Origin of the sequence: Clostridium gelidum, assembly GCF_019977655.1 — a bacterium.
Taxonomy (GTDB): Bacteria; Bacillota; Clostridia; order Clostridiales; family Clostridiaceae; genus Clostridium; species Clostridium gelidum.
Window position 1 is genome coordinate 1801768 of the sequence record NZ_AP024849.1, and the last position, 20395, is coordinate 1822162.

23 protein-coding genes are annotated in these 20395 nt (G+C 28.2%); 20 read left to right on the forward strand and 3 right to left on the reverse strand.

All coding sequences use genetic code 11. The features are described from left to right. Positions 1-14: 14 nt before the first annotated feature. Entirely contained in the window at positions 15-1442 is a 1428-nt protein-coding gene (gene pknB / locus psyc5s11_RS07965; protein WP_224037075.1) for a Stk1 family PASTA domain-containing Ser/Thr kinase, read from the reverse strand. 44 nt (positions 1443-1486) lie between these two features. Here pknB (psyc5s11_RS07965) and psyc5s11_RS07970 point away from each other — a divergent pair, with 44 nt between their 5' ends. Beyond that, entirely contained in the window at positions 1487-1693 is a 207-nt protein-coding gene (locus tag psyc5s11_RS07970; RefSeq protein WP_224037076.1) for a hypothetical protein, read from the forward strand. 67 nt (positions 1694-1760) lie between these two features. Beyond that, entirely contained in the window at positions 1761-1916 is a 156-nt protein-coding gene (locus psyc5s11_RS07975) for a hypothetical protein (protein WP_224037077.1), read from the forward strand. A gap of 273 nt (positions 1917-2189) precedes the next feature. Here the strand turns inward: psyc5s11_RS07975 and psyc5s11_RS07980 are convergent, their stop codons facing one another. Next, the gene (locus psyc5s11_RS07980) at positions 2190-2453 is read right to left on the reverse strand and encodes a hypothetical protein (protein WP_224037078.1); all 264 of its coding nucleotides are present in this window, start codon (positions 2451-2453) and stop codon (positions 2190-2192) included. A 174-nt stretch (positions 2454-2627) separates the two neighbouring features. On the opposite strand from psyc5s11_RS07980, the gene psyc5s11_RS07985 reads away from it, so the two are divergent. Beyond that, positions 2628-3491: a Cof-type HAD-IIB family hydrolase gene (locus psyc5s11_RS07985; protein WP_224037079.1), complete on the forward strand. Its 864-nt coding sequence runs from the start codon at positions 2628-2630 to the stop codon at positions 3489-3491. A 204-nt stretch (positions 3492-3695) separates the two neighbouring features. Here psyc5s11_RS07985 and pknB (psyc5s11_RS07990) read toward each other — a convergent pair whose 3' ends face one another. Continuing rightward, entirely contained in the window at positions 3696-5105 is a 1410-nt protein-coding gene (gene pknB / locus psyc5s11_RS07990) for a Stk1 family PASTA domain-containing Ser/Thr kinase (protein WP_224037080.1), read from the reverse strand. 155 nt (positions 5106-5260) lie between these two features. Between pknB (psyc5s11_RS07990) and psyc5s11_RS07995 the strand changes: the two genes are divergently transcribed. The 17 genes from psyc5s11_RS07995 (at position 5261) to psyc5s11_RS08075 (ending at position 20335) form a co-directional block, all read left to right on the forward strand. Further along, the gene (locus tag psyc5s11_RS07995) at positions 5261-6091 is read left to right on the forward strand and encodes a polysaccharide deacetylase family protein (RefSeq protein WP_224037081.1); all 831 of its coding nucleotides are present in this window, start codon (positions 5261-5263) and stop codon (positions 6089-6091) included. Positions 6092-6329: 238 nt separating this feature from the next. After that, positions 6330-6773, forward strand: a complete 444-nt coding sequence (locus psyc5s11_RS08000; protein WP_224037082.1) for a GNAT family N-acetyltransferase — start codon at positions 6330-6332, stop codon at positions 6771-6773. A gap of 351 nt (positions 6774-7124) precedes the next feature. Next, complete coding sequence (locus psyc5s11_RS08005; RefSeq protein ID WP_224037083.1) at positions 7125-7715, forward strand: hypothetical protein; 591 nt, start codon at positions 7125-7127, stop codon at positions 7713-7715. Positions 7716-7767: 52 nt separating this feature from the next. Next, positions 7768-9189: a phage tail protein gene (locus psyc5s11_RS08010; RefSeq protein WP_224037084.1), complete on the forward strand. Its 1422-nt coding sequence runs from the start codon at positions 7768-7770 to the stop codon at positions 9187-9189. 102 nt (positions 9190-9291) lie between these two features. After that, the gene (locus psyc5s11_RS08015; protein WP_224037085.1) at positions 9292-9888 is read left to right on the forward strand and encodes a hypothetical protein; all 597 of its coding nucleotides are present in this window, start codon (positions 9292-9294) and stop codon (positions 9886-9888) included. Between the two features lie 29 nt (positions 9889-9917). Continuing rightward, positions 9918-10445 carry a hypothetical protein gene (locus tag psyc5s11_RS08020; RefSeq protein WP_224037086.1) on the forward strand — a complete coding sequence of 176 codons (528 nt, stop codon included), beginning with the start codon at positions 9918-9920 and terminating at the stop codon, positions 10443-10445. Positions 10446-10463: 18 nt separating this feature from the next. Continuing rightward, positions 10464-10859: a DUF4280 domain-containing protein gene (locus psyc5s11_RS08025; RefSeq protein WP_224037087.1), complete on the forward strand. Its 396-nt coding sequence runs from the start codon at positions 10464-10466 to the stop codon at positions 10857-10859. Between the two features lie 44 nt (positions 10860-10903). Then, positions 10904-12496, forward strand: a complete 1593-nt coding sequence (locus tag psyc5s11_RS08030) for a late control protein D (RefSeq protein WP_224037088.1) — start codon at positions 10904-10906, stop codon at positions 12494-12496. A gap of 78 nt (positions 12497-12574) precedes the next feature. Next, a complete protein-coding gene (locus psyc5s11_RS08035) occupies positions 12575-13189 on the forward strand; it encodes a hypothetical protein (protein WP_224037089.1) in 615 nt (204 codons plus the stop codon). A 405-nt stretch (positions 13190-13594) separates the two neighbouring features. After that, on the forward strand, positions 13595-14368 hold the full coding sequence (locus psyc5s11_RS08040) for a hypothetical protein (protein WP_224037090.1): 774 nt from the start codon (positions 13595-13597) through the stop codon (positions 14366-14368). Between the two features lie 261 nt (positions 14369-14629). After that, positions 14630-15403: a hypothetical protein gene (locus tag psyc5s11_RS08045; RefSeq protein WP_224037091.1), complete on the forward strand. Its 774-nt coding sequence runs from the start codon at positions 14630-14632 to the stop codon at positions 15401-15403. A 203-nt stretch (positions 15404-15606) separates the two neighbouring features. Next, positions 15607-15834, forward strand: coding sequence for a hypothetical protein (locus psyc5s11_RS08050; protein ID WP_224037092.1), 228 nt, complete (start codon positions 15607-15609; stop codon positions 15832-15834). Between the two features lie 336 nt (positions 15835-16170). Further along, positions 16171-17049: a hypothetical protein gene (locus tag psyc5s11_RS08055; protein WP_224037093.1), complete on the forward strand. Its 879-nt coding sequence runs from the start codon at positions 16171-16173 to the stop codon at positions 17047-17049. 54 nt (positions 17050-17103) lie between these two features. Next, positions 17104-17448 carry a hypothetical protein gene (locus psyc5s11_RS08060; protein WP_224037094.1) on the forward strand — a complete coding sequence of 115 codons (345 nt, stop codon included), beginning with the start codon at positions 17104-17106 and terminating at the stop codon, positions 17446-17448. A 600-nt stretch (positions 17449-18048) separates the two neighbouring features. Continuing rightward, the gene (locus psyc5s11_RS08065) at positions 18049-18669 is read left to right on the forward strand and encodes a hypothetical protein (protein ID WP_258712433.1); all 621 of its coding nucleotides are present in this window, start codon (positions 18049-18051) and stop codon (positions 18667-18669) included. Continuing rightward, positions 18639-19928 carry a hypothetical protein gene (locus psyc5s11_RS08070; protein WP_224037095.1) on the forward strand — a complete coding sequence of 430 codons (1290 nt, stop codon included), beginning with the start codon at positions 18639-18641 and terminating at the stop codon, positions 19926-19928. Before psyc5s11_RS08065 ends, psyc5s11_RS08070 begins: the two co-directional genes overlap by 31 nt. 14 nt (positions 19929-19942) lie before the next feature. Beyond that, on the forward strand, positions 19943-20335 hold the full coding sequence (locus tag psyc5s11_RS08075; protein ID WP_224037096.1) for a hypothetical protein: 393 nt from the start codon (positions 19943-19945) through the stop codon (positions 20333-20335). Positions 20336-20395 lie beyond the last annotated feature (60 nt).

Sequence of the window (20395 nt, forward strand, 5' to 3'; positions counted from 1 at the left end):
ATCTTTTCATTGCATTATCTATTGTTTTTCCCCTTGTTTTCTTTTTGTTTGTTTCCCTTTATTTGTGGGGCAGCCGGAACAACTTTTTGTCCCTGGCTTATAACTAAATCAATTTTGCTGTTTTTTTCATATGATGTATTTACCATAGGTGATTGACTAATAATTGAACCCTTAGGTATACTATTGCTATAATCATTTGAGATATTGCCAAGCGAAAATCCATTATTAATTATGGTGTTTGTTGCAATATCTTGAGTCATTCCAATAAGTGAAGGCACAAGTTTATTTTCAGGCTCTGGTAATTGTACGCTTACTTCAGGAACAGCAGTTTCTGCAATGGGCTTTTCTATATTTGTAGAAGGCCCTATGGAAAGATATTTCCCGAAAACACCAATAATCATAACTAAAATAATTGATCCGACAATTAGCATTATTTTCTTATTATTGCTGGTATTTTTATTTTTTAACAGTACTGTTCTATCTTTTTTAATTATCGGATTTTTAGGATCAGCCACTTGACTCATAACTGTTGTTGAATCAATTTTTGTATCAGATACCACTGGCTCCGTCATCATAACCATTGTAGCCTCTAGTGACCTATTATGCAATTTCACTTTTAAATTAAAATCTTCATTAAGTGCCTTTAAAATCTCTGCCATTTCGGTAGCTGTTTGGTATCTATTAATAGGTTCTTTTTCCAATGCCTTTAAAATGACTTGATTTATATCTTCAGGTATATTTGTAATAACTTCATTGGGGGGAATAATAGGTTTTTGAATATGCATGATAGCTATGGAAACAGAGATTTCTGCATTATAAGGTACTTGTCCAGTCACCATTTCATACATTACAATACCTAAGGAGTATATGTCTGTTCTAAAATCTACAGATATTCCTTTTGCTTGTTCTGGAGAAAAATAATGTACAGAGCCTATAACCATATTCGAATTGCTTATTGTTGCTGAATCTACTACTTTAGCTATTCCAAAATCTGCTACCTTAACTATATTATCCTCGGTGATCAAAATATTATCTGGTTTTATATCTCGATGAATTATATTATTTTTATGAGCACATTCAAGTGCTTTGACTATTTGTAAAGATATCTCTAAAGTCTTCAAAGAGCTAAGCCTACCAGATTCCTTTATTACTTGTTTTAATGTTTTTCCATTAATATATTCCATAACTATAAAATTAATATTGTTTTCGGAACCAACATCATGGACATTAACTATGTTTGCATGTGACAAGCTTGCAGCTGAATTAGCCTCCAGTTTAAACCTAGCAACAAAGCATTCATCATTACTTAACTCTGATTTTAATATTTTTATAGCGACAAATCTATTTAATAAATGGCACTTTGCTTTATAAACAATTCCCATGCCACCTTCACCAATCTTTTCTAATAACTCATATCTATTTAAAAGTAATTTCCCTATCATATTTATCCTCCTCGTAAAAACAGTAATATATAGAGTATATCACAATGGATATTTATGACCTCATTGCTTTTGAAAGAGATTATGCATGGTTTAAATTTAAACTTCTAAATAACTGTATTATTAATAGAATAAAGAAGGGTGAAATCTTAAGCAATATACATTCAGTTACAGTTTGTCTTATGCTTTGGGCAACTATGGTAGGTTTTATTGGATTAATTAATAAAAAAGAAAAAATATTAATTCTTATTTGAATATAAATTTTACCCTTAGGTTATACTAATTTTTAGAATTAGTATAAACAAAAGGAGGGAAATTTTAATGGAGAAATTAAAAAAAGGTGAACATGAAAAAGCTATGGAGAAAGCAAAAGAAATGGTTGATAGAGGTTGTGGAATGGGTGAGATAGTAGGAGAAACAAATCTCAGTGAAGAGAATGTAATGAAAGCGAAAAGAAAGTGGGAAGATCGATCTTAAAACTTATGTTGATATACAATGATTCTATATGAGGAAATATGTTAATTAAGGAGTAAATTCAACGCAATAACTGTCAGTAAGCTACTTGAATAAAGTCTTACAGGCAGTTATTTTTCTACAAATTCCAAAGTAATTTCTAAGGTAAGAGGTTAATAACTAGTCACATTGAAAACTCGCACAACTTATTTTTTTATTATAAAGCTATGTTTAAGAATAGTGTTGATTTGAACATAAAAAATGACTACACTATCAAATAAAATCATATTTGTTTTCCTAATGTGGCAAGTTTTTTTCTTTGTTATTTAATTTTAATTCATTATATAGAAATATCATAGTAATAACAAAACTTAATACAGTAAAACAAATAAATAGAACTCCATTATTTATAAATTTCCCTATAATAGGAATTCCTATTAAAAAATAAATTGTAATTAAAGGATATGCTAATTTTCGTAGTTTTCGAGTTCTAATAAATTCTGACATACTAACAATCAATAAAGAGATTGTTAGTATTGCTGTTATTAACTCCAATTTCATAAATATCATCTCCGTCCTAAAGTATTATTAAATATATATGTTGAGATAATTAATGTATTCTTAAACATAGCCTATCATAAAAATGTATAGTTAATAAAATGGTATAATTAAAAGACAATTGAGTCTAATATTAAAATAAATTAATTTAGAAAACTATGTAGAGGAGATTTTAAAATGATAAAATTAATTGCATCTGATATGGATGGAACTTTAATAGGCACTAATCATAAGATATCAATAGAAAATATAGAAGCAATAAAAATTGCTCAAGAAAAAGGAGTTAAATTTGCTATTGCAACTGGCAGAGCATATGAAGATGTTAAACCATTCTTAGATGAGTATGGTTTGAAATGTGAATGCGTTGTACTAAATGGCGGAGAATATAGGGATATTGCAGGTAAAATAGTTGTAGGGATTTATATTGATAAAAGTATAGCAGCTGAAGTTTTAAACATAATGTCAAAGTATGATTTAGCAGTTGAAATATATACTGATAATGGATATTATACAACAAATACAAAGGAAGAAACTTTAAAAGGAATGATTAAAAGAGCAAAAACTTTTCATCCAGATGTTACAGATTCAGATGAAATTTATATAAATGCTATAAATCATCCTCATTTTATTAATATGAATTACATAACAAATTTGGAGGAATTCTTAAAAAGTGATGTAAATATAGGCAAATTTGTTTCTTTTGCAGAGTCAATTGATGAAATAAATAGTCTCAAGGAAGAATTGAATAAATTAGATGGACTAGCTATATCATCAAGTTTTGTTACTAATATTGAAATTAATGATGTTAATGCGACCAAAGGACGTATATTAGCTAAAGTTGCAAAAAGAATGGGTATAAGAAAAGAAGAAGTAGCTATTTTAGGTGATAGCTTTAATGATTATTCTATGTTTGTAGAATTTCCAAATTCATTTGCTATGGAAAATGCAATACCAGAAATTAAAGAAGTTGCAAAATACATAACTGCAAGTAATTCAGAGCATGGTGTAGCAAAAGCAATCTATCGTATATTGGATATTTAAAGTGATATTAAAGTGGTTTTATTTGAAAAAGTAGATAAAAGTAATGTAAATAAATATATGAATTAGTTATTTTAATAATTTAAACATATAGTGATTTAATACATCAAGAATATTCCAGACAGTACTTAATGCAAGTGCTGCCTGGAATTATTTTGTTTATAAGATATAAGATGAATTAGAGCTTCATCTATAGTTTTTACCTTTTTATTCCTTTTTATTGTTCCCTCTTAATTGTGGGGTAACCTGAACAACCTTTTGTCCTTGGCTTATAACAAAATCGATTTTGCCATTTTTTTCATATGATGCATTTACTGCAGGCGATTGGCTAATAATCAAGCCTTTAGCAATACTATCACTATAGTCACTTGATATATTGCCAATCAAAAATCCATTATTAACTATAGTGTTCTCTGCAATATCTTGAGCCTTTCCAATAAGTGAAGGCACAAGTTTCTTTTCATCTGCTGGTAATTTCATGCTCGCTTCTGGAACGGTAGTTTTTGCAATGGGCGCCGCTACAGCTGTAGAAGGCCTGTTGGAAAGATATTCTCCGAAAATACCAATAATCATAAGTAAAATAATTGATCCAACAATTATCATTCTCTTTTTATTATTGTTGATACCTTTATCTTTTGATGGTACTTTTCTATCTTTTTTAATTAGTGGATTTTCAGGGACTGCTACCTGACTCATAACAGTTGTGAAATCATGTTCTGTATCAGATACTACTAATGGCTCTGCCATCATAACCATTGTAGTCTCCATTGACCTATTATATAATTTCAATTTCAAATCAAAATCTTCTTTAATTGCATTTAGGATCGATACCATTTCCTTAGCTGTTCGATATCTATTAATAGGCTCTTTCTCCAATGCCTTTAAAATGGATTGATTTATATCTTCAGGGATATCGGTAATAACTTCTTTGGGCGGAATAACAGGTTCGTTAATATGCATAATAGCCACAGAAATAGAGCTTTCAGCATTATAAGGTACTTGTCCAGTCACCATTTCATACATTACAATACCTAAGGAGTATATATCTGTTCTACAATCAACAGACCTTCCTTTTGCTTGCTCTGGAGAAAAATAATGTACAGAACCTATAACATTATTCGAATTAGTTAGGGTTGATGAATCTACTACTTTAGCGATTCCAAAATCCGCTACCTTAACTATATTATCCTCCGTGATCAAAATATTATCTGGTTTTATATCTCGATGAATTATATTATTTTTATGAGCACATTCAAGTGCTTTAGCAATTTGCAAAGATATCTCTATAGCTTTCCTAGGGCTAAGTTTAACATTTTGATTTATCACTTGCTTTAATGTTTTCCCATTAATATACTCCATAACTATAAAATCAATATTATTTTCTGAACCAATATCATAAACATTTACTATGTTTTGATGTGACAAGCTTGCAACTGAATTAGCTTCTCTTCTAAACTTAGCGACAAAGTCTTCATAATTATTTAACTCTGATTTTAATATTTTTACGGCCACAAATCTATTTAATAAATGGCACTTTGCTTTATAAACAATTCCCATGCCACCTTCACCAATTTTTTCTAATAACTCATATCTATTTAAAAGTAATGTGCTTATCATATTTGTCCTCCTATGAAAAACAGTAACATACGTATTATATCATACTGAAAGTTTTTATTTTAACTAACTTTTTATTAGGAGATGCTTTATAATTAGTTAAAAGTATAATAAAAAATACATTGCTAGAAATTTAATAGTAAGAAGGGGTAATATATATGGGTATTATTATAAATCGTTTCCCGAATGGAAGAAAAAAAGCATTAACATTAAGTTATGATGATGGAGTTAATCAAGATAAGAGACTTGTTAGTATTTTTAACAAATATGATTTAAAGGGAACTTTTAATCTTAATTCTGGTATACAAAGTGAAAACAATTATTGGATTAATCAAGGAAAAACAATAAGAAGAATGAATATAGATGAAATTGAAGAAGTATATAAGGGCCATGAAATAGCTATTCATAGCTTAACACATCCTCATTTAGAAGACCTTCCAAAAGAAATGCTTATAACAGAAATTTTTGAAGATCGAAAGAATCTAGAGAAAGTATTTGGTTATCCTGTGAGAGGAATGGCATATCCCTATGGTACTTATAATGAAAAAGTTCTTGACGTAATGAAAATTTGTGGAGTTGAATATTCAAGAACTGTGAATTCACATGAAAAAGTTAATTTGCCAGAGAATTTTTTAGAGTGGCATCCAACTTGTCATCATACAAATCCAAGATTAATGGAAATAACAAAGAATTTCATTGAGAGTGAGTTTAGAAGTATGTCGTTATTATATGTATGGGGGCATAGTTATGAGTTTGATGTAGATGAAAATTGGGAACTTATTCAAGAATTTTGTGAAACTGTTAGTAACAATAATTCAATATGGTATGCAACGAATATTGAAATTATAGATTATTTAAAGGCTCTAGATAATTTAAGGTATTCTGCAGATTGTGGGATAGTGTATAATCCTACAGCAATTTCTCTTTGGATAAGTGCTGATGAAAAAAGTATAGAGATTAAATCTGGAGAGACAGTAAAAATTAAATAGAATTTTACCAAGTGAATCCTCAACAGTGCTATAATCAAGGCGCTGTTGAGGAATTTTTACGTTTATAAATATTTGGTTTGGGATCAATTACATTAGATATTAATAATATTTTTGCTAAAGTTAAAATATATAACAGATGATGATTAACAATAATTAAAAAGTATTTTTGAATAATTATGCAAAATTAATGAATATATTGTATAATGTAATTACAAAATAATAAGAAGAGGGATAGAGTATGAATGATATTACATATAAATACATAGATTATAAAAGCAAAGAATTTGATCAAGTAATAGATTTAAGATTTAATATACTTTTTGGACCATATAATAAGGTTGAAAAATATGATTATGATGAAGCAGACTATATAAGTGTACACTTAGTAGCTTTAGATAAAGATAAAGTTGTAGGATATTCAAGAATGACTAACAACAATGGCGAGGGTAAAATTACTAATGTAGTTGTTGATTCAGAATATGCACAAAGAGGAATTGGATTTGAGATGATGAAAAAACATATTATTAAGGCTAAAGAATGTAATATGAATTATTTACATTTAAATGCTAGATTAGACACTATTAATTTTTATGAAAAAGTTGGATTTCAATGTAAAGATGACACTTTTGTATCTGAAAAAAGTGGGTTAATGCTTCAAGATATGTATTTTGAAATTAGTTAAGTCATAAATATAAAGATATGGTAAGTGCTTTGTTAGATGTTGATAAAGAAAATATTTAAGTAATTTAAAATGTAACAGCATAAATAATTGGTGTTACATTTATTTTTTTGTTTAAGATTAGAATATTGTATTAATATTAAATTTTGCATTATTAAAACGTATGTAATATTTTCTTTCTCATGAAATTAAAAAACAGATTAACCTCTACTTTTATGTGAATTTAAAACATAAAAGTACTATAAATGGGTTGAACTTACAAAACCAATGTACTATAATTTAAAAATAAAATTACAAAAAATGTTATATATTAAAACTATTAGAAAAATAAAGCATTATAGGAGCAAAGTAAGTATGGAAAAAAGAGCTGATGAAAAGATTTTAGACTTTATAAATGAGGCAGAAAAAAGAGAAGCTAGAAAAGATATTTGTAGTGGTCCAGTAAAAATTGGGGAAAGATATTATGAATTTGAGGAGAAAGACTTTTTTGAAGAAAAGTTAAAAATATATATTCCAAAAGATTTTGAGGATATGCCAATAGAAGCAAGAAAATTTAAATATCCATCAGAAAGTCGTCCAGAAATAATAAAGAGTAATGAAAATGGAAGTATAGCTATAACATTAAATATCATTGATAGTCCATTAGATGAAGAGCGTGTAGAAGAATTAAAAGATGGAATGAAGACAATCATAAAAAGAACCAATCCAGCTAATGTATTTTATGAAGATGGAGTATTAGAAGTAGATTCTAAAAATATAGGATATTTTGAATTTAAGAGTTCAGCAATAGATGACTTTTTGTATAATCTAATCTTTCTTCTCGAATTTGAAGAAAAAACTTTAATGGGAACTTTCAGTTGTTTATATAAAAATTATGAGGACTGGAGAGATGTTGCTGTTCAAGTAATAAATACTATAAGAATAGTGAAAGAAGAACAAGAATAATTTAGAATTTCATATCTATAAGAGTTAAAAATATTGTGGGAGATGAGAGTTAATGAGTGAAGAATATGTCTATACTTATGGAGATTTTATAGTATCACCATATAAATTTGAAAAAATAAAGGTATTAAAAATAACAAGAGAATTAAATGAACATGCAAAGCTTTATATTAATGGTGTAATAAGCGATGAAAATACAGATAAATATGTTGAAGAAGCAGATGATGAAGCAAGTATTAAAGTATCAGTAAAAGATAATGATGGTAATATAACAGATTTATTTGAAGGAATTATTGCGAATATCGGTATTGATGCAAGCAATGATGTAAGAACTTTAGAAGTTGAAGCTCTAAGCAAAACTGTTTTAATGGATATAGAAAAAAAGAGTCGCACCTTCCAGAATGAAAATGATAGTTATGAAGAGATTTTTAAGAAAATCAATGCTGGATATAGCAATGTTCAAACATTTAATAATGTTACAAATGGAGCTAAAATAGATAAGTTAATAGTTCAATATAAAGAAAGTGACTGGGAACTAATAAAAAGATTAGCATCACATTTTAATGGTGGTGTGGTATCTGAGTGTCAGTTAACCGATATAAAGTATTCTTTAGGCGCATCAGGAGATAGAAAAACTTATGATATTAATGAATTTAATTACTCAATAAAAAAAGGTCTACATGAATACAAAGTAAAAGCTGCAAATGATGATTATGATTTAGATGATATGAATTTAATAAGCTATGAAATAACAACTAATAAAATAATGAATTTATACAGCGCTGTTAACTTTAAAGGAAGAAATATTTATGTATATAAGTGTGAAATAGAAATGGTAGATGGAGTACTTTCAAATAAATATATTTTAAGAGATGAAAAAGGAATGAAAGTAAGAAGAATTTATAATAACAAAATAGTTGGATTGTCTCTTAATGGAAGTATTTTGGATACAGCAAATGATGTAGTTAAAATTAATTTAGAGATAGATGGAAATCAAGATAAAAGTATAGCAAGATGGTTTCCATATTCAACAGTTTATTCATCAGAAGATGGGACAGGCTGGTATTGTATGCCTGAAGTTGGAGATGCAATTAGATTATATTTTCCAGATAATGAAGAAAAAAATTCTTATGCTATAAGTTCAGTAAATCTAGAATCAAGTAATTCTCAAAAACGTAGTGATCCTTCTGAAAAGAATATAGGAACAAAGTATGGTAAGCAAATAGTGATGAAGCCAGGTGCTGTAGAAATCATAGGAAATGGAAATTTACTTATGAGATTAACAGATGATGGTGGAATAGAAATTAATAGTGATAAAAAGATAATATTAGATGCTAAAGATGATATTGAGATAAATGGTGGAGCTAAAATAACAATTAAAGGGGATACAGGAATTGATTTAACTCAAGCAGGTGCAAATATGAATATACAAGATAATGTAACTATAAGTGGGGCAAAGGTTAACATTCAGAATTAAGAAAATGGTTTCTAATTGAGAGTGAAATATTTTGAACAAAAATATGAATTAAAATCAAAGTTAAACTTCAATAAAAAATAAGTTTGTAGGTGTTAAAAGAATATGATAATACAAGTTGATAAAGAAAAATTACTAAAAGAGTTTGAAGAAAAATATGTAGAAAATAGATGGATTAGTGAATTTGAGAAAATTGCAAAAAAGTATAAAAATGATAAAGACTCCATTGGAAAAAAGCTAATTTCAGTATTTGAGTTAGTATGCCGAGATGCTATATTACTTCAAGAAAAAGAATTAAAGGGAAATATTAAATACATTTATTTTTCTTCACTTAGGACAAGTATCCTTAAAAATAAAGGAGAATTCAAAATTGATTTATACGATGAAAATTGGTTTCTAGATAAAGAGGAATGTTCAGTAAATATAAATTTGGAGTTTATTTATGATTCACTCTTTAATCATATGGAAGAACTTTTAGAAAAGAAGAATGAGTATGGACGAAATATAACAGAGATGGATATAGAAAAAATAAAGCTAAAAGAAGCAAATAAATATCATATTTTAGCAGTAAATATAATTAAAAGCATAATAGAAAAATTTTTGGAATGTCCTTTATATAAAGAAATGAAAAAGAATGAAGATATAGTTATTGCAGCAGGAGAATATATGGATATTACTACAATAATATATTCTAAAAACTAATTAATTACATATAAGAGAAAGGAAAAACTATGGATTACTTTTTATTAAAGCAAGATAAAAGATATACAAATACACCAAGGCTTATTGATGTATTTAATAAAATTGATGTTAGAAATATTAACTTGTTAAATGCTCATAAAATTGAAGAGATGATTATATTTAACGTGAGGTGCGATGAACAAACTCAATTTTTAGATATTTTAGATACTCAACTATTTTTAATTTCAGAGAAAATGAAAGAAATTATGGGGGAATATAATGGAAAAATTATATTTAAAACTATTCCTCTTATAGATTCACCTCATGAAAGGCAAGAAAACTACTATTTACCAATATTTGAAGAAGCAGATTGTTTAAGTGAAAATTCGGAATTTAATTTAAATAAAACGGTAGTAAAAAAAATCATATTAGATAGAGAAAAAATCAAAGGTAAGAAAATATTTAAAATAAAAGAAAGTTCAAAACCTTTAATAGTAATACGATTAGACGTTGCTGAAAGTTTACTTAGAAGAGAAGTTAAAGGAATATGTTTAGAAAGTTTAGATATTGAAGATTAATTAAATAAAGAATAGGAGATGATAAAATTGGCTGATGGTACTGGTTATATAGTTAGAGGTGCTAAAATGAAATGCAATATGGGAAGTCATTCAAGAAAAATAAATCTTCCTGTAAGTCATGGATCATATACAAATGGAAATCCTATGATGAATAAAACAGATAGAGTTGTAGATAAAAATATTAGTTATTTTGGAGTATGTAAAGGATGTTGTCCATCTAGTGATAATATTCATTTAGTAAAAGAAAACGGAGGAAATGTTACTGGGAAAAAGTGCAAAGTAAAGATATTGAAAGATTGGATGAATGCTAAAGAAGATACTTTAGTTGGAGGAGAAGCAGCATTAATAACAGATTCAGTACTCGTATGTGAATATGGTGGACAAATAAGGTTTGTTAATGATGGTCAAGATTAGAAGTAAGTTATAAAAAAATATTTAAGTGAGAAGGGAGTAAATAGATGGGAGCAGTTCATGCATTAAGAGTAAAATCATCATATCAATTACTGAGGATAGAAAAAATAGAAATTGAAAATAAGCCTAATGAACATGGATATTTATATTTAAAATGTTTAATAGATGACTCAATTAATTTTCAGTATCCTATAAATGCTTCCGCAGATGATAAAATATGCGTTTATGAAGAACAAGAGGATGAAAATGCTAATAACAAAAGTACAGGCAGTGATGACAAAACCGTAAACATAAATATAGTAAATGAAAGAAATAGTAAGATACTATTTAATGGAATAGTACAAAATATTAAGACAATCAATGTTAATGGAGTTTATTACGTAGAAATAGAAGGAACAACATCAAGTTTCGAATTGGACATAAAGGAAAAGAGTAGATCATTTCAAAATGCAAATATGACATATGATGAACTTATACAAAATATATTAAAAGATTATCCAGGATATACTTATACTTCGTGTATAGCAAAAGGTGAAAAGATAGGAAAAGCATTATTCCAATATAAAGAAACTGATTTAGACTTTTTAAAACGAATAGCAAGTGAGTTAAGTTCAGAGATATACTGTGATATCATTAATTCAAGCAATTTGTTTTATTTTGGAAGACCAAGTAATGCAAGTTATGAATTAGAGGATATAAAGTATTATAAGGCGCATAAAAATCTACAAACATTTAGAGATGCTGGTGGAACTAATGATATAGATTACTTTTATTATGAAATAGAAAAAAGAGATAAGTATGAAGTTGGAGATGATATTTATTTTAAGAATAAGGAACTTTATGTAAATCAATATTCAGCTTATGCACTTAAAGACGAAGTAGTCTATAAATATAGATTATGCAGAAAAAATGGTGTATGGCAAGCTAAAATTTATAACTCACTTTTAAAGGGAACATCTCTTGAAGGAAAAGTAATAGCAACAGAAGGAGAAAAAGTAAAGCTTCATTTAAGTATAGATGAAAATCAAAATGAAGATGAAGCCACATGGTTTCTATATGCACCACCAACAGGAAATATAATGTACTCAATGCCAATAGTTGGAACAAGTGCAACACTTTATTTTCCAAATGAAAGCAGCGAAGAACCAATTGTTACAGGTTGTGTAAGAAATAATGGAGATAGTTGTGCGAAAACATCTGATACAACAAAAAGATATCTTGGAACTGAACATGGTAGCGAAATAGAAATGATACCAAATGCGCTAAATATAAAAGGTGGAAGTAAAGAACCTCTAAGTATAAAATTTGAAGATAATGTTGGAGTAACACTTACAAGCCCTAAAAAATTAACTTTAAATGCAGATGAAGATATAACAATAAAAACACCAAAGAGAGTAAAGATAAATGCTCAAAGTCAAATATTAATGACAAAAGGAAATACACGAAATGGAATGTCAATGGAAAATGAGTTTTATTTTACAGCTAATAATGTAATAGCAGATGGACGGGATAAGACAATCTTTGCACCATTTGATGATGATCCACAAACGCTTAAAAAATTAAATCCTTCTAAAAAGGAATTAGAAGGACCTAACATTTATGCTTTATCTAAATGTGCAATGGTAACTACTCCAGTTTAGGCAAACAATAAAATGGACAATATTGATTATGATGGAGAAGCAATAAGGGTATAAATAAAGAAAACATAGGAGGGAAAAATGGAAAATATTTATTGTGATGTAGAACCCAATAAGGGAATGGACAAAGATAACATAGTAGAGATAATGCCAAGTGTTTGGGATAGTACAGAACCTCCAATTAAAACTTATATTCCATCGTCCTCAGAGATTATTTCAGTATTACCTCAATCTTTAATAACTGGGGTAGTAGGAGCTCTTAGCGGTCATGGTAGATATACATCACACTGGGAAGCAAATCGTTCGGGATTATTCGGGACTGGACCAGAGGAAGTAAAACCATTACCATCTTGTAATTCGGAAGTAGTTGCTCCTTATGAGAAAATTGCTAATAACAGGATTTCACCTGCTATTGGAATAGTAATGGGAGCATTCGATGTTGGTAATATCATGTCAAAGGATGATGGGAATTCATTAACAAAAAGAGTTGTGAAATCTACAATTCATGTTGTTGTATCAATTGGAAATTATTATTTTGCTGGTTTGATTATGGAGGGGTGTGTCGCATTATCTGCAAGTACAGGATTTCTAGCTACTGCAGGTGTTTTTGCTGTTGGGATAGGACTTGTCTATTTTGAAAGTGTAGTTGCAACTAAAATAGAAGATGCGATTTATAGTTTTTTTGGTATAAATTAAAGGAGACAAAAATATCGTGTTAGGTCAATTGGTATGTTAAAATTAATAATTAGTTCAGTTCTACTAAATTTAATTTTGTTATTTACAGTAGAAATAAATAAGGTTATGAAAGTTTATTTGTTTGATTGTTGTTTTTGTACACTTTATTGTAGTATTGATGGAGGAAAATTCATGATAAAAAGTATGTTTTAATCAAGGGTTATATATGGAAAGATGTAAAGGCAATTGTATTTACTGATGAAGTTAAAACAAATAAGGAAATTTTATATCTGCTAATTTAATGGTTAGCATTGCTAGAAAATGAATATAATCTTGAATAATACAGCATTAAAAAAGTATACATAATAAGATATATTTGTAGCAAACAAGTAATAATATTAAAAAAAAGAAGCGGAGAGGATAATCATGTTAGAGAATTTTATTAAAGTAGAGTATTCAATTAAGAACATTATGTGTATATTTTCATATATATCTGTATGTATACTAATAGATGTTTTCTTCATTTTTGTTGAACCGATTTCTATTGGAAGTATTTATTCGGTTATTGCAGTTACATTTAGTATTCCTTTTGCTATTTATTTTGCATTTAACAGAATAAGGGAAATATCCTTGCATGATGGTAAATTATTAATTAATAGGTTTTTATTAGGTAGTTTAGAATTTGATGGAAAAGATATTAAGTTTATAAGTAAAGATGCAGTAAGAATTGGCGAAAAGTCATTTAGGATAAAGTTTGTAATTAATAAAAGTGAATTAATAGTTCTTTTACTAAATGCAATGGAAATTAAAAATATTGATGAAAACATAAATGTAATACTTGGTGGAGCACACGTATTTACCAATAAAGAATTCAAAAATCAAAAACACAAGCAAATGAATATAATAGGAAATGTTAGAACAATATTATTAGGTATAATATGTATAATGTTAATTGTAGGAATTATAAGAAGCCATTGTGCGATTATATTTACAATATGTATAGTTATATTCATAGGATTATATTACTTAAAATATATCGTATTTGAGAAAAGGATTAATAATATAAATTCTAAATTTTTGAGACTGATCTTAAATTGGATTGCCAATTTAGTTTCTATAGCACTTACAGTTGCTTTAGGGATTGTTATTTATACAATATTTAAGAGTTGGGACATTAATTTGCTTAAAATTACAGTGTAAACTAAGGCTATTCATGAAAATATCTTATGAATCAAAGATTCTGAAGATATTTTCTGGTTTTTTATGCCTTGTTGTTTTCTCTTAAATTCATCTACAAAATAAGCTGATTTTGCAACTAAAATAGAAAATGCAATTTATGATTTTTTTGGTATAAAATAAAGGGGATAAAAAATATCGTGTTAGGCCAATTGAAATGTTTAAATTAATAATATATTTTAAATAAGTAACTATATTTGAAAATAAGAAGCGGAGAGAGTAATCATGTCAGAGAATTCTGTTAAAGTAGAGTATTCAATAAAGCGTATTAGAAATATATTTTTATCTATATTTTTTCTTATCATATTAGGTGTTTTCGTCATTTTTTTTCAACCAATGTCTATAAAAAGTATTTGTGTGGTTATTTCAGTTATAATGTTTATTTTTTTAATCACTAAGTTTGAACTTAACAAAATAAAAAAAATATCCTTTTATGATGGTAAATTATCAATTGATAGATTTTTATTAAGCAGTTTAACATTTGAGAGTAAAGATATTAGGAGTATAAGCAAAGATGAATTAAAAATTGGCAACAAGTTATTTAGCTTGAAGTTTGTAATTAACAAAAGTGAATTAATAACCTTCTTGCTCAATGCAATGAATATTAAAAATACTGATGAAGAGATCAATATGATATTTACTGGAGGACGCATTTTTAAAAATAAAGAAGAGATGGATAAAACAAATAAACAAATAGATAAAGCAAATAAAAGGGGAAATGTCATACAAATATTAACGGGAATAGGGTTCTTTGCACTATTAATATTAAACCATTGTCCAATTATAATATTAATAAGTTTTGTCATAATAATTGGCGTTGCTTACTTAAAATATACAGTTCTTGAGAAAAGGATTAATAATATCAATTCTAAATTTTTGAGGCGGATTTTAAATTATATTTGTTATTTAGTTGGTCTAGCACTTACAGTTGTTTTAGGGATTGTTATTTATACAATATTTAAGAGTTGGAACATTGATTTGCTTAAAATCACAGTGTAAACTAAGGCTATTAATATAGATTATGCAGAAAAAATGGTGTATGGCAAACTAAAATTTATAACTCACTTATAGGAGGAGCATCTATTGAAGGAAAAGTTCTTGCTGTAGAAGGAGAAAAAGTAAAGCTTCATTTAAGTATAGATGAAAACCAAAATGAAGATGAAGCCACGTGGTTTCCATATGCACCACCAACAGGAAATATAATGTACAGTATGCCAGTAGTTGGAACAAGTGTAAGATTATATTTTCCAAATGAAAGTAGTGAAGAACCAATTATCACAGGATGCGTAAGGACAAATGGAAGTAGCTGCGCTAAAACATCTGATACAACAAAAAGATACCTTGGAACAGAACATGGTAGCGAAATAGAAATGATACCAGATTCAATAAATATAAAAGGTGGAAGTAATGATCCATTAAGTATAAAGTGATTCTTAGTTTCAGATGGGATTTTCTTAATAGGAATACAATTTAATTTTGTTTATCTGAAACTTAGAAGAACTTATCCAGGAGCGTGTAGCCGTAACACTCCCACTTGAATAAGTGGGAGTGTTACGGATGCTAGCTATCGGATAAAATTTGAAGACAATGTAGGAATAACTCTTACAAGTCATAAAAAGCTAAGTTTAAATGCAACTGATGAAATAATAATAAAAACTCCTAAAAGTGTAAAGATAAATGCACAAAGTCAAATATTAGTAACAAAAACAAGAACACAAAGTGGATTTTCTATAGAAAATGAATTTCACATTTTAGGTGAAAATGTAATGAAAAATGGAAGTGATAGCGAAGCTTTTGCTGCATTTGATGATGAACCCAAAGCGGCAGTTAAACAAGTTACGTTACTTTCAGGTGGAAAGAAAGAAGAAAAGAAAGGATTTAACTGGGGACTTTTGGCAAAATGTGCATTAGCAGTAGCAGTTGTTGCTGTATCAGTACTTACATTGGGAGTAGGAACAACCCTTTTGATTGGAGCAGTTATGGCTGCTACAGCTGTAGTTGGCGCAATTAATGAGACCGCAGGTAAAATTTTATATACAGCTGAAGAAATTGTGTGTGGTACAATTACAGTAGTTGCATCAGCAGTTTCAATATATATTACGGGTGGAATAGACTCGCCATTAGCTGCAGTGGCAATAGCTCATGGCGTAAATTCTATTGCAGATGGTATAAGAGATATTAATCATATAGCTAATGGGGAAATGGATAAAGTTGGATCAGAAAACTATCTTAGAGATGATTTCTATACTCCAGTAGGAACAAAAGGTGGAAAGCTAGTTGGTAGTGGAATAGATACTGGTGAGAAAATATTTACTGGAAAAGATACAAACTATACTGATAAAATGGGTCAGTTAGGTGGAGATGTTGGATATGCTGGTTATTATATAGCAGATGCAAAATCAGGTTATGATTCGGCTAAAGAGGCTACTACAGTACTAAAGAATATACCTAAACTAAAAAGTTTAAATTCAACTTATTATGAAACTGGAAATTGGGTAGATGGTTATAAAAGAATGAATGATCTACAAATATGGACAGAAGGTTCATCTATTCCAGCTAAAGGATATGCAGCAATTAATGGATCTTTAAATTCTCAAGGATTATACTATGATGGTAAAGATGTCTTTGATAGATATCTAAAATGATTTTGTAATAATTGAAGGATAACTTTATAATTGGAAGAGAGGTAAATGCTGGTTATGAGGAAGAAAAAATGGAATATGTATGAAGGCTCAAAACTATCAGTCAGAAGTAAAAAATTTTGGATGTTAATATTAATACCATCTTCAGTCATTACACTTATTGTAAGTACATTGGATATAGTTGCTGGTAATGCTACATTATTAATTAAAGATTTTTTTATTATAAAATCTTTTCTTGCAATAGTGTTTGGTACATTTATTTTTGTATGTATGATTGATAGTTATTGGCTGTCAATTAAAAATTTTATAAAAGAAGATAGAAAAGGTAAACTTATTTCTATCATAATTCTTCTGATTATATTAGCGAAAGAAATTTTTGAAATACTGAGGTCAAGGCATTGATGGTATTTATTTTTAAAATTGATTTAAATCATTTAAATGTATTCATTATGAAATTAGAAAATAACAATTTGTTCAATTAATTTAAGTATAGGTCACAAGAAGAAGCGTACGATTACTTTTTTTCTTGTGACTTAAATTAAGTAGAAAAGATAAAGATAAATGAAATTAATTTTTCTATGAAGTTGAAGAAGATGGTGGGCTAAAGGGAATAATGTTTTAAAATACAAGTAGGATGGACACTAATCTTTATAAAGGTTATGAATGGATTAATGGTTACATAAATGCTGATACTTTATATTATGATTTTAAAGATGTTAATAGTAAATATTTAAAATAGTTTAATTATATTGGGGTATTTTAGTATTTATATAAATCGATAACAACCTGACAAGGGATGTAAATAAAATTTTATTTTTCAAGAGATTAAGTTGTAATGGCTAGAGAAATGCAATCCTAACTATTATGAGAGGAGAGAAAAGTTTAATATGAGAAGACGGAATATATTTAATATATTCATTATAAATTCGATAATAATAATTAGAAAATATAAATATAAATGAAGTTAATGAAAGAAATAGTAAAAGGCTGTTTGATGGAATAGTGCATGATATTAAAACAAGCAACATTAATGGAGTTTATTATCTAGAAATTGAAGGACGTACATCAAGTATTGAATTAGATATAAAGGAAAAAAGTAGATCATTTCAAAATGCAAATATGACATACGATGAACTTATACAAAATATATTAAAAGATTATTCAGGATATACTTATACTTCGTGTATAGCAAAAGGTGAAAAAATAGGAAAACCATTATTCCAATATAAAGAAACTGATTGGGACTTTTTAAAACGAATAGCAAGTGAGTTAAGTTCAGAGATATACTGTGATATAATTAATTCAAACAATTTGTTTTATTTTGGAAGACCAAGCAATGCAAGTTATGAATTAGATGATATAACGTATTATAAGGCTCATAAAAATCTACAAACATTTAGGGATGCGGGTGGATATAATGCAGGATTTAATGATATAGACTACTTTTATTACGAAATAGAAAGAAGAGAACAATATAACGTTGGTGATGGTATTTATCTTAAAAATAAACAGCTTTATATAAACCAATATTCAGCTTATGCTTTAAAGGACGAGGCGATTTATAAATATAGATTATGCAGAAAAAATGGTGTATGCAAACTAAAATTTATAATTCACTTATAGGAGGAGCATCTCTTGAAGGGAAAGTTCTTGCCGTAGAAGGAGAAAAAGTAAAGCTTCATTTAAGTATAGATGAAAACCAAAATGAAGATGAAGCCACATGGTTTCCATATGCACCACCAACAGGAAATATAATGTACAGTATGCCAGTAGTTGGAACAAGTGCAAGATTATATTTTTCAAATGAAAGTAGTGAAGAACCAATTATCACAGGATGCGTAAGGACAAATGGAATTAGCTGCGCTAAAACATCTGATACAACAAAAAGATATCTTGGAACAGAACATGGTAGCGAAATAGAAATGATACCTGATGCAATAAATATAAAAGGTGGAAGTAATGATCCATTAAGTATAAAATTTGAAGACAATGTAGGAATAACACTAACAAGTCATAAAAAGCTAAGTTTAAATGCAACTGATGAAATAATAATCAAAACACCTAAAAGTGTAAAGTTAAATGCACAAAGTCAAATAGCTATAGTAAAAACAAATGCAGGAAGCGGAATGGCAATAGAAGGAGATTTAAATTATAAATCAAACACTGTAATACTAGAAGGAACAGATAAAGAACCATTTTCTGACTTTGATGATGATGAACCAAAACTAGGGCAAAAACCAGAACCAGAACCACCTAAAAAGCCTTTTAATTGGGGTGGTGTAATTGGAGCTGTAGTATTAGTAGGAGCGGCAGTAGTAATAGGAGTAGCAGTAGGAGTTCCGGTATTAGCAGTCTTAGCTTGTGCAGCTATAGGGGCAGTTGTATGTGGTGCTGTTGATGCGGGAGTACAATATGCACAATATAAAGAAGATGATCCTAAGAATAAAGATGGATCTAAAAAGAGTTTTGGGGATGTATATCGATTGGATAATACAATCATTGCAGCATGTAGTGGTGCTCAAAGTGCTGCACTTGCTGCTACACCTATAGGAAGAGTGGGACAAGGGTTTATTAATGGCGGAATTGGAGGTGTGCAAGCTATAGAAAATGGTCAAAGTGTTAATGATATAGCAATAGCTACTACAACAGGATTTGTTGTAGGCTTGGCTGGAGGTGCTGGATATATTCCATATCTGCCAAAAGGATTTAAGTTGCCTACTTCATATTATACAACAGAGGCCAGTAAAGCTATAGAAAAAGGTGTTGAATATGGTGTTGCAGCATCAGGTGTTACTAATTTTACAAATTATATTGTTAAAAAAGCAAAAGAGTGCTTTAGTAATAAAAGTCAAGAAAATTTGGATATAGTTCCAGCAACATAAAGGAGTATAGTATAATGTTAGATAAAATAATAGGATGTTTTTCTTATATTCTTTTTTTTAGTATATTTCATAATATATGTAGGACGAGTTCATCTTATTTTTATAAAAACAAATGTCAAAAATATATCATTATAAAAAATGAAGTATTAGCTAGAATATTAATAGCAGCAGGAATATCAAGAAATAAATTTGTAGATCGTCATGATTTAAATAAAATGTCCATAATAGGTTTGATATCATATATTATTATAGAACCTATTAATATATATGTTTTAATCCTTAATTTCATGGATCTTTTTAAATTGGGAAATGTACATTTCGGAAGCACATATCATACAATAGCCATGGGTGCATTGGTGATATTAACATTTGTATTTATTATAGCAATAGTGGCTGATAAATCTTAGGGATAGTAGTAAGGAGTAAATTTGATATATTTTAAAAGAGATAATTTTTCTGATAAGAAT

What these genes read in the sequence shown, in the direction of transcription:
- pknB (WP_224037075.1), bottom strand. Translation starts at nt 1,442, where the DNA reads ATGATAGGGAAATTACTTTTAAATAGATATGAGTTATTAGAAAAGATT.
- psyc5s11_RS07970 (WP_224037076.1), top strand. Translation starts at nt 1,487, where the DNA reads ATGGATATTTATGACCTCATTGCTTTTGAAAGAGATTATGCATGGTTT.
- psyc5s11_RS07975 (WP_224037077.1), top strand. Translation starts at nt 1,761, where the DNA reads ATGGAGAAATTAAAAAAAGGTGAACATGAAAAAGCTATGGAGAAAGCA.
- psyc5s11_RS07980 (WP_224037078.1), bottom strand. Translation starts at nt 2,453, where the DNA reads ATGAAATTGGAGTTAATAACAGCAATACTAACAATCTCTTTATTGATT.
- psyc5s11_RS07985 (WP_224037079.1), top strand. Translation starts at nt 2,628, where the DNA reads ATGATAAAATTAATTGCATCTGATATGGATGGAACTTTAATAGGCACT.
- pknB (WP_224037080.1), bottom strand. Translation starts at nt 5,105, where the DNA reads ATGATAAGCACATTACTTTTAAATAGATATGAGTTATTAGAAAAAATT.
- psyc5s11_RS07995 (WP_224037081.1), top strand. Translation starts at nt 5,261, where the DNA reads ATGGGTATTATTATAAATCGTTTCCCGAATGGAAGAAAAAAAGCATTA.
- psyc5s11_RS08000 (WP_224037082.1), top strand. Translation starts at nt 6,330, where the DNA reads ATGAATGATATTACATATAAATACATAGATTATAAAAGCAAAGAATTT.
- psyc5s11_RS08005 (WP_224037083.1), top strand. Translation starts at nt 7,125, where the DNA reads ATGGAAAAAAGAGCTGATGAAAAGATTTTAGACTTTATAAATGAGGCA.
- psyc5s11_RS08010 (WP_224037084.1), top strand. Translation starts at nt 7,768, where the DNA reads ATGAGTGAAGAATATGTCTATACTTATGGAGATTTTATAGTATCACCA.
- psyc5s11_RS08015 (WP_224037085.1), top strand. Translation starts at nt 9,292, where the DNA reads ATGATAATACAAGTTGATAAAGAAAAATTACTAAAAGAGTTTGAAGAA.
- psyc5s11_RS08020 (WP_224037086.1), top strand. Translation starts at nt 9,918, where the DNA reads ATGGATTACTTTTTATTAAAGCAAGATAAAAGATATACAAATACACCA.
- psyc5s11_RS08025 (WP_224037087.1), top strand. Translation starts at nt 10,464, where the DNA reads ATGATAAAATTGGCTGATGGTACTGGTTATATAGTTAGAGGTGCTAAA.
- psyc5s11_RS08030 (WP_224037088.1), top strand. Translation starts at nt 10,904, where the DNA reads ATGGGAGCAGTTCATGCATTAAGAGTAAAATCATCATATCAATTACTG.
- psyc5s11_RS08035 (WP_224037089.1), top strand. Translation starts at nt 12,575, where the DNA reads ATGGAAAATATTTATTGTGATGTAGAACCCAATAAGGGAATGGACAAA.
- psyc5s11_RS08040 (WP_224037090.1), top strand. Translation starts at nt 13,595, where the DNA reads ATGTTAGAGAATTTTATTAAAGTAGAGTATTCAATTAAGAACATTATG.
- psyc5s11_RS08045 (WP_224037091.1), top strand. Translation starts at nt 14,630, where the DNA reads ATGTCAGAGAATTCTGTTAAAGTAGAGTATTCAATAAAGCGTATTAGA.
- psyc5s11_RS08050 (WP_224037092.1), top strand. Translation starts at nt 15,607, where the DNA reads ATGTACAGTATGCCAGTAGTTGGAACAAGTGTAAGATTATATTTTCCA.
- psyc5s11_RS08055 (WP_224037093.1), top strand. Translation starts at nt 16,171, where the DNA reads ATGAAAAATGGAAGTGATAGCGAAGCTTTTGCTGCATTTGATGATGAA.
- psyc5s11_RS08060 (WP_224037094.1), top strand. Translation starts at nt 17,104, where the DNA reads ATGAGGAAGAAAAAATGGAATATGTATGAAGGCTCAAAACTATCAGTC.
- psyc5s11_RS08070 (WP_224037095.1), top strand. Translation starts at nt 18,639, where the DNA reads ATGCAAACTAAAATTTATAATTCACTTATAGGAGGAGCATCTCTTGAA.
- psyc5s11_RS08075 (WP_224037096.1), top strand. Translation starts at nt 19,943, where the DNA reads ATGTTAGATAAAATAATAGGATGTTTTTCTTATATTCTTTTTTTTAGT.